Below are 8,108 nucleotides of genomic sequence, written 5' to 3' on the forward strand. Positions count from 1 at the left end.
GAACCCGTGAAAATTCCGCAGGAATTTTCGCAAGTAGTGAAGAATCCAGCAATTAATTATACACGGTGTTGTAGCTAGTTATTTTCAAGATTCGTAATGCTTCTTTTTATTAAATGAATTAGTTTAGGGTCTAAAACTGAGTAAATTTTTTCCCCATTATTTCCTAATTTTGAATCTTCTACGAGAAGTTTATATTTTACCATACTTTCTATTTTTGTTTGACTCCATCTCGTTTTTTGATTAAACGTAGAATTTAAATCCATTATAGTAATATTGGTCTTTCTAGTTCTTAGTATAATGTTAATCATACTAATAACATCTTTATTCTTACCAGTCCTAGAAGGGTACATTGATAGATAGTCATATCTTCTAGCAAATTTTATAAGTCCTCTTGAAACAGAGTCGCTTTCAAACACGGTAGAACTATCATTTGATGTTTGAAAATCGTAGATATCTGAAAGGCAGGATATCAAATCCCTAGGTGATTTATTTGATATAGAAATTATATTTTCTAAGTCCGACTGATGTTCAAAAAGACTTGAAAAAGTTCTCGTATTTCCAGAAAAATATAAAATTCTTTTATCTATTAGAGGTTCCATATTGCTGTTTCTCCAACTAATATCAATTTCTTTAAATTTATCGAAGCGCACTTTTTTAGACAAAATAGGTTTAACTTCTGACCATAAACTAAAAGCAATAGCTATATCATTTTGTAGAAGTAATTCAGTATCAGTTAAAATATCTTCTGTAAAGTTGGCTATTTTATTAATATCTTGATTTAATTCTTGAAATTCATCTACTTTATCAAATAATACGACAGATGATTTATAATATGTTTTTTTTGAAATTCTATTTAATCTGTTTAAGAGTTCTTTTAAATGTCTTTTACTTTTTATTAATTCTCTCTCTTGTGAGGTGGCAGAAGTATTGATATTATCCATTTCTGATAAGAAATCTGTATAGCTAGTATTAGTTTCATAGCTATTTAGATTTAATGATTCTGCTATTAATTTTGATGTTATGAGAATACCTGTTCCTATTAAGGAATTTGTTGGCTTTACAATTTTATTATAAAGGTTAATGAACCAATTTTTTGTTTTTATTTTTTTTAAATTTTCATATCTTTCTTCGTATTCTGATTTGGTTAGTGGCTTAAAGAACAGTTTAATTAGTAAGCAAAGAACTTCCTTATCCTCTTTATTTAACTTTTTTAAGTATGCTTTATTTTTATTTAAAAAGAGTGTGTATTTAGTAACAAACTCTTGTAAAATTAAATTAAGTAATTCTATTTTATTGTTTTCTAATGAAATTTCATCAAATCTATCGATAATAATCGTAAGAATTTGAGACTTTTCAAGGTCGTTTTTTAATTTGTGAATTATAGAGGATTTTCCATGTCCTCTTTGACCTAAAATAAACCTACTTGTTCCAGATTTTAAATCATCGAGTAAAGTTTGATAAAAGTTAGGTTCATAAAAAATTTCATTGTGATATTCTATTTCTTCTTCTGCAGAAAATTTAGAAAAAGGATTTTTTAATAAGCCTAAATTATTGTTAAGTGTATTCGTCATTCGGTTTTTTCTTAATTAGCTACAACGGGTTTGTATATGATGCGTTGCGTGTGTAAACAACTAATTTAGTAAATAAAAACCGAATAGAAAATCCGCGAGGATTTTCGTAAGTAGGCTAGTACTAGCAATGGATTATATATGTTGTTGTGTGTTCGTTTTTTTTGTCAGATTAATATATTACTAACTTTTAAAAATGTTAGTTCAGAGTTCTCTAAAAATTCTTTCAGTTCAGTGTTTTTATCAGCATTTTCGTTAGTTAATTCAAAGAGATATACTCGTGGATTAACAGTTTGAGGAAACATTAACCAAAACCGAAACCTTTTAACTTTTGGTGAGTCAGACAGAAATTCAAGTTCCTCCAAATTAGATATTGTTAGATTATCGCCTCTGCTCATTTCGTAAAATACTCTTTCAGAAACAGAATGAGAATCAAGTTCTTTGTCAGATTTTCGAGGTTCAGTTGAGAATCCGCTAAACAATTGAGGATATAAAAGACCTTTTTTAAAAATCAGTTTTAATGATTTATCTATTCCATATATTTTGAATGATTTATTGTCATAAAACAATTGAATTTCATCTATTTCTTCAATTTCATTAATTGCTATTTCCTTTATATCATTAGAAAATGTTTCGTAAAATTGTTTCTCGTATTTTGTTTTAAAAAATTCTTGAGCCCAATAATTTTCTTGTTCTCCTTGATTTTTAAAAGGTGGTTTTAATTCAGTACTTTTTTTTGTATTAACTTGTTCAAGATTGCTTTGAGATTTGCAACCAATTGAGAAAGTCAGAAGTAACATTATTGTAAATAATTTCATTTTCTTCGATTTAGTTTCTCAAATGTTATTTAATATTATTAATCAAAAAAGTCAAAATGAGTGAACTGTGATTTTCGTTGAGTGACGATGTTCTCAAAATGACACACAACGGTCTCGTATAACCGTTCAGTTACGGGTTTAAAGTTAATGTTTTTCGGTTAAGCACTGACGTTAGCAATTCCGAGTGGATTCGGACGCAGTCGAATCCGCCGTAATTGCGGTTATACATTGTTGTGCGTTCGTTTTTTATTTTGTTGTTATCAATATTAAATCTCCATCATATCCTCTGCATAAAGTCATATTTTTCATCTTTTCTTGACTCAAAATTGTAAAGGACTTAATAGCATTTGGGTCAATTTTTGTTTTTTCTTTTAAACTGTCAGTCAAAGGAATTCCGTCGATTATTATTAATTCTATTTTCTTTTTGTCCCAACCTCTTTGTCCAGCAGATAAACTGTCCAAATTCAGGTTTTTCATTTCAAACAATTCAGTCGATCTGATTTGAGAAATTTTAAGTTCTTTCGTTCGTTTGTCAATTCGGATATTTTCAATATTGTGTTTGTCAAGAAAAACAGTTTCCAAATCCATTTTCTCATTATCTACAAACATTTTATATTCCGCTGAATATTTTTTTAATATTTTATTTCGGTCGTATTTTATATTCCGAGTTGCGCAACTGAAAGTCAAAGTCAAGATTAATAGAAGTAGAAATATTCTCATTTAAATAGTTTTATTCTCAAAAATATTTCAATTCCACTTTTCATAAAAACTCCAATTAGTGAATGATGCTTTTTGTTTAGTTAACGCCTTCCTTAAATGACGCACAACGGTTTTGTGTATGGTTAGTTGCGTGTTTGAGCAACTAATTTAGTAAACAAAAACGAACGCGAGAAAATTCCGAAGGAATTTTCCGAGTAGACACTTGCCAAAGCAATTAATTATACACGTTGTTGTAAAACGTTTTTAATCAATTCTTTCAGCTATTGTTTCAAAAGGTTCCATAGGAAATCCATATAAAACAGCTTTAACTTCGTCAATTTCTTTAATCGGAAGAACCAATCCTTTGTGATTATTGTGATAAGTAGAAATCAACAAAGTGTCATCTATTTTTTCTAATAGTATTTTCCGTCCTGCATATCCACTTTTCTTAAGCATTTCAAGAATTTCAGGCTTGTCTAAAATTTTATTGAATTCAATTACACCTTTTTCATTGTTCCATTCAAAATTATATTTCAAAAGTTGAATTCTACTTTCCGATATTTTTGATTCTGTCGGAATTAATTTGACATAATCGTGTTCAAAAATTTTGTCTTCAGTTTTAGATTCCGTTTCGTTAATTACTGTATGCTTTTTTCCTTTTCGATAAAATCTAATTCGGCTGGGGTTTATGAATTCAAATTTTAAATCAGATAAGTTTTCAGAGCGATTTTCAACTTTTTTTTCTTTTAAGTTCAGTTCATTTTCAGTGCTTTCCAAGACTGAATAATTAATCTTATCATTCTCGAAAGTAATTATGTCTAAATCACGAAATGGTCTCATTTCGCTTGCGTTAATCCACTTGCCATCAATATTAGTGCTCAATTTCATCAAATGTTTTACAACGTGTTTGTATATGGTTTGTTGCGTGGTTTAAGCACTAAAGTTAGCAAGTAATAACCGAATAGAAAATCCGCGAGGATTTTCGTAAGTAGGCTAGAACCAAGCAATAAATTATATACAGTGTTGGTGGTAGTTTTTATTCCTTTTTCGAATTTTTATTTTCCCATTTTGTCCAAACATCTTTTTCTGTTAATAGCCATTTTTGATAATATTCTATTATTGTTCCCGAAATATCATCCCTATCTGTTATTCCTCTGTCATTAAAATATTTTAAAAGTCTCGAACCTCCATTAATTCCCCAGTTATTTCTTATCCACATTCCTAAACCTCCCATATGAGAATTAAATTCCCATCTGCTTTTAGATTCACGAAGTTGTTTTTTACTTTCAAAGTTTAAAGTTTTATCTAATTCGGTAATGCATTCATAAAGATTTTTAGGAATATAAATTCCATCTATTGAATCGAGAGTTTTTCTTTTTTCAAATTCAAGTCTACGCTTTTCTTTAGCTATTTTAGTTTCTACTTCAGCGATAGAATCGTTGGAATTTCTAAATCCTCCAAAAAAGTATTTGAAATGTTGTTTTTCTACTTCTTTGGGTAAAAAATCACTTTCAAATGTTGTATTAGTTATGAACTCTCGAATCTTAACTTTATCGAGTTTCTCATCACATTCAAACTCTTCAATCTCAAACTCTCCGTTTTTGTTTAAATAACCTGTTAATGTAACTCTAGATAATGTATATTTATATTTCATTGTATACATCAATCCAGAAATGTCACTTATAGTTTCTGAAATTGTTTTCTTTGTTTGTCTGTCAACAAAATCTGGAATGTATTTATAAGAAGCTTGATAATAATTAATTGAACTTTTTGGTTTACTAAATGATTTGATTTTTGGATAAAGTTCATTAAAATCAACATTATTTATAACTTCCATTTTGTTTAAATCGTAAGATGTTACAATTTTTCTTGAATCGGTTAAATATAATATGTCATTGTTTAAGATAACATAATTTTCATTTAAAAACATTTCTTCTTGACTTGTACTATCTTTGAATACTACTTTCCATTCCTCTGAATTAAATTTGCTTTTCTTTTTATCGACAATATCCCAGTAATTGTTATAAATAAGTGAGCATTTCTCTTTATCTGAATCGCAACCAGTAAATTCAAGGATGTTATATGTTTTTTTTAAAATTCCATCTCTATAAACTGTAACGTACTCAAATTCTTCTCCTTTCCAAAAAAGGTCATTTGTTAAGTAAATAACTGTTCTCCCATCATTCGATATTGCAAGCGAGTATTTTTCTGAATCATACAAATCAAAAGACCTATTAATTTTATAAAACTCTTCGTCATTTTCATAAACAATGGATTGTCCTTTCAAATTTGGAAAATCTGTATCATATGAAATAGATTTTATTGAATAAATTTTGTTTTGTGAACTAATCGTAGAAATTGGAACTCTACTTGTTGATTTTTGAGAATATGCATTGAGGTTTAAGGTCAGTAATATAGCTAGAAGAAATTTGATTTTATTCATAATGTTTGGTAGGTTTATATTTCTTAATCAAAACTATTCTATTATTATCTTTTGTAGAATCTTAAATGAGTGAAATGGTGTTTTGAATGAGTAACGAACCATTCTCTAAATTATCACCAACGGCCAAGTATATGGCTCGTTGCGTGCAAAAGTGCACTTGCCTTTCCGTCCGGCACGAGCCAAATCTTTTGCGTTTTGTTTTTATCTTTTTTAAGCTAAAAGCCAAATCCAAAAGATTTGGCGGTGTTAGCAAATATATTCAAGCCAATGGTTTGGCAATTACCTAGCAATGAGCTATATACAATGTTACCATACGTTTTTTCCGCTATTTGATTTCTTCGCTTTCAAACTTTTCCAAGTCCGACTTTTTATACTCAAATGGCTTGTATTTTAATATTGTCTCGTTTTGATTTTGAAGTCCCTCGCCAATTGCAAATCCAATTTTGTAAGTCCGACCATCTTCAGTTGTGAGCATAACATTGTCATATTCCCTGTCGTTTGGGTCAATAAATAACATTGATTTTTGATTTTCAAAGTCCTTATTCAGCCAATGGTCGGTGGATTTTGTCGAAGTCCAACCCGTTACGTTCGCTTTGTAATTCAAGTCCATAGGATATTTGAGGTAATTGACATAGTAACAAAATATCTCAAAGTCAATGTCGTAGGGGAAGGTTATTACAACTTGATTATTGTCCGATTTGTGAAGTTCTGAAATTGGTTTCAGATGACTTTGTTGCGGATTGTCGTAATTTTTGGTAAAGTCCTGAACCGCTCTCCTAATCAGGTTGTAATCCACATTTTCAACTAAAATCCGTTTATCGTTTTGTTTTAGTTCCTTTTCGATATTGAATTTTGAAGAATAATCTTCACTGGTCGATTTATCGCTTTTATTATTAAAAAATTGATAAGCCAAAAATGCAACGACCGCAACAATTCCGATTATAATGTAATTCATTCGTTTCATCGTTTTTAAATGTATGGTAACGTGTTTGTATATGGTTTGTTGCGTGGTTTAGCACGTAATTTAGCAAATAAAAACCGAATAGAAAATCCGCGAGGATTTTCGTAAGTAGGCTAGAACTAGCAATAAATTATATACGGTGTTGGCAGTAGTTATTATAATTTATGTGCTGCAACTTTCAGCCAAATATCTTTAAGTTCTTTTCTACTGATATTAAATTTTTTCATTATAATCGGTTCAGATTCTTCCTCTTGCATATCCCAATATTTTTCGCTCATAATTTCATTGTAAATTTCCAATTCTCTTTTTGTAGGCAAATCAGATTTTGATATGTTTCCAACTTTATCTTTGATTATAATATCAAATTTATAATTCGTTCTTATATTATTTTTTGCGATTTCAGGTGTTACATTTCCAGTTTTTGCATTAGGCGACCAAAGTAATTTTCCAAAAGTATAACCTGTTCCAATGTCATTTTTGTCGTCGTAAGCAAATATTACAATTTCGTCAATATCATTATCCTTTTCCGTTTTTTTAGAAACGATGGATTTTAAAGTATTTTCAAGATTCTCTTTTGAAATGTCAAAAGGAACAACAATTGACATAGTTAATCTTATAAACTTTGGTAAGTCTTTGAGTTCTTGAGTTGAATAATCAGATAATTTTCGGGTCATTGCCTTTGCGCTTGAAAATTCAGATTCCTCAACTGTATAAGTCGAAATTTTTGTTGAGTCAAAATCTATCTTATATCTCGATTCAATTTTAGAAGTTTTTAATTCAGATTCTGTCTTTTTGTCGTTTTTCGCTTCGTTACAACTCAATAAAATCAGAATTGGTAAAATCCATATTATTCTTTTCATTTCTAACATTTTGTTTTTTGTTCGTCGGTTTTTAATTACTGCCAACGTTTTTGGCTATGGTTTCGTTGCGTGAAAATCCGCGAGGATTTTCCGCCGTAAACCGAAGATAGCAAATTTGCGAGGACTTTCCGAGAGGAAAGTCAGAAGCAATGAACTATAGCCGTTGTTGTGCGTAGTATTTTATTTTTCAAAGTTGTCAGTTTTTAAATCCGCTCTCATTTCTTTAATGATTACAGTTTCTAATTCGTTAAATGGATTATCAGTTTTAAATTTATTTCCTGCCTCAAAGAATTTCAAAGTCATTTCAGTTCGCATTTCTTTAGGAATTCCGCTCACTTTTGATAAGGAATAATATTGATAAGAATTGTCAAAAATAAATTGAAATTCCGCGCGTATTTTTTTTAGCTTGTCAAGCATATTTTCAGAAAGGAATGGTTGATTTTTTAGGTAAAAGTTTATAAATTCCTCAATTTCTTTGATAAAATCAGCACCCATTTTTTCGTCTCCAGTCAAATGATAGCGATTAATCAGAAGTTTTATTCGGTAAGACTTGTCCAGAATTTCTCGATAGATGTCTATTTTTTCCCTAAAAATTCCGCTGTAAGTTATTTTGTATTGTTCAATTTAACGGTCAACACGTTTTTTTATCCATAAGTAAAAAATTATGTTTCCGAGAATGGTGAGAATTGCTGGAAGTATTAATTTAATCATATCTATTTTTTCACAATCCATTCAGTTTTTCATATTACGCACAACGTT

At 29.5% G+C, this 8,108-nt stretch carries 8 protein-coding genes; all 8 read right to left on the bottom strand.

Translation table 11 applies throughout. The features are described from left to right. Nucleotides 1-74: 74 nt before the first annotated feature. On the bottom strand, nt 75-1,571 hold the full coding sequence (locus C7H52_RS06420) for a P-loop ATPase, Sll1717 family (protein WP_106463045.1): 1,497 nt from the start codon (nt 1,569-1,571) through the stop codon (nt 75-77). A gap of 164 nt (nt 1,572-1,735) precedes the next feature. After that, complete coding sequence (locus C7H52_RS06425; RefSeq protein ID WP_106463046.1) at nt 1,736-2,386, bottom strand: hypothetical protein; 651 nt, start codon at nt 2,384-2,386, stop codon at nt 1,736-1,738. Between the two features lie 246 nt (nt 2,387-2,632). Next, nucleotides 2,633-3,106 (bottom strand): hypothetical protein, encoded by a 474-nt coding sequence (locus tag C7H52_RS06430; RefSeq protein WP_106463047.1) that lies wholly within the window; start codon nt 3,104-3,106, stop codon nt 2,633-2,635. A gap of 243 nt (nt 3,107-3,349) precedes the next feature. Further along, entirely contained in the window at nt 3,350-3,967 is a 618-nt protein-coding gene (locus C7H52_RS06435; protein ID WP_146130013.1) for a hypothetical protein, read from the bottom strand. Between the two features lie 154 nt (nt 3,968-4,121). After that, nucleotides 4,122-5,528: a DUF6794 domain-containing protein gene (locus tag C7H52_RS06440; protein WP_106463049.1), complete on the bottom strand. Its 1,407-nt coding sequence runs from the start codon at nt 5,526-5,528 to the stop codon at nt 4,122-4,124. A 325-nt stretch (nt 5,529-5,853) separates the two neighbouring features. Beyond that, on the bottom strand, nt 5,854-6,483 hold the full coding sequence (locus tag C7H52_RS06445) for a hypothetical protein (RefSeq protein WP_146130014.1): 630 nt from the start codon (nt 6,481-6,483) through the stop codon (nt 5,854-5,856). A gap of 161 nt (nt 6,484-6,644) precedes the next feature. After that, nucleotides 6,645-7,349 (bottom strand): hypothetical protein, encoded by a 705-nt coding sequence (locus C7H52_RS06450; RefSeq protein WP_146130015.1) that lies wholly within the window; start codon nt 7,347-7,349, stop codon nt 6,645-6,647. A 180-nt stretch (nt 7,350-7,529) separates the two neighbouring features. Beyond that, complete coding sequence (locus C7H52_RS06460) at nt 7,530-7,862, bottom strand: hypothetical protein (RefSeq protein ID WP_146130016.1); 333 nt, start codon at nt 7,860-7,862, stop codon at nt 7,530-7,532. Between the last annotated feature and the right edge of the window lie 246 nt (nt 7,863-8,108).

The sequence above is a fragment of the Aurantibacter aestuarii genome, assembly GCF_003008425.1.
GTDB lineage: Bacteria > Bacteroidota > Bacteroidia > Flavobacteriales > Flavobacteriaceae > Aurantibacter > Aurantibacter aestuarii.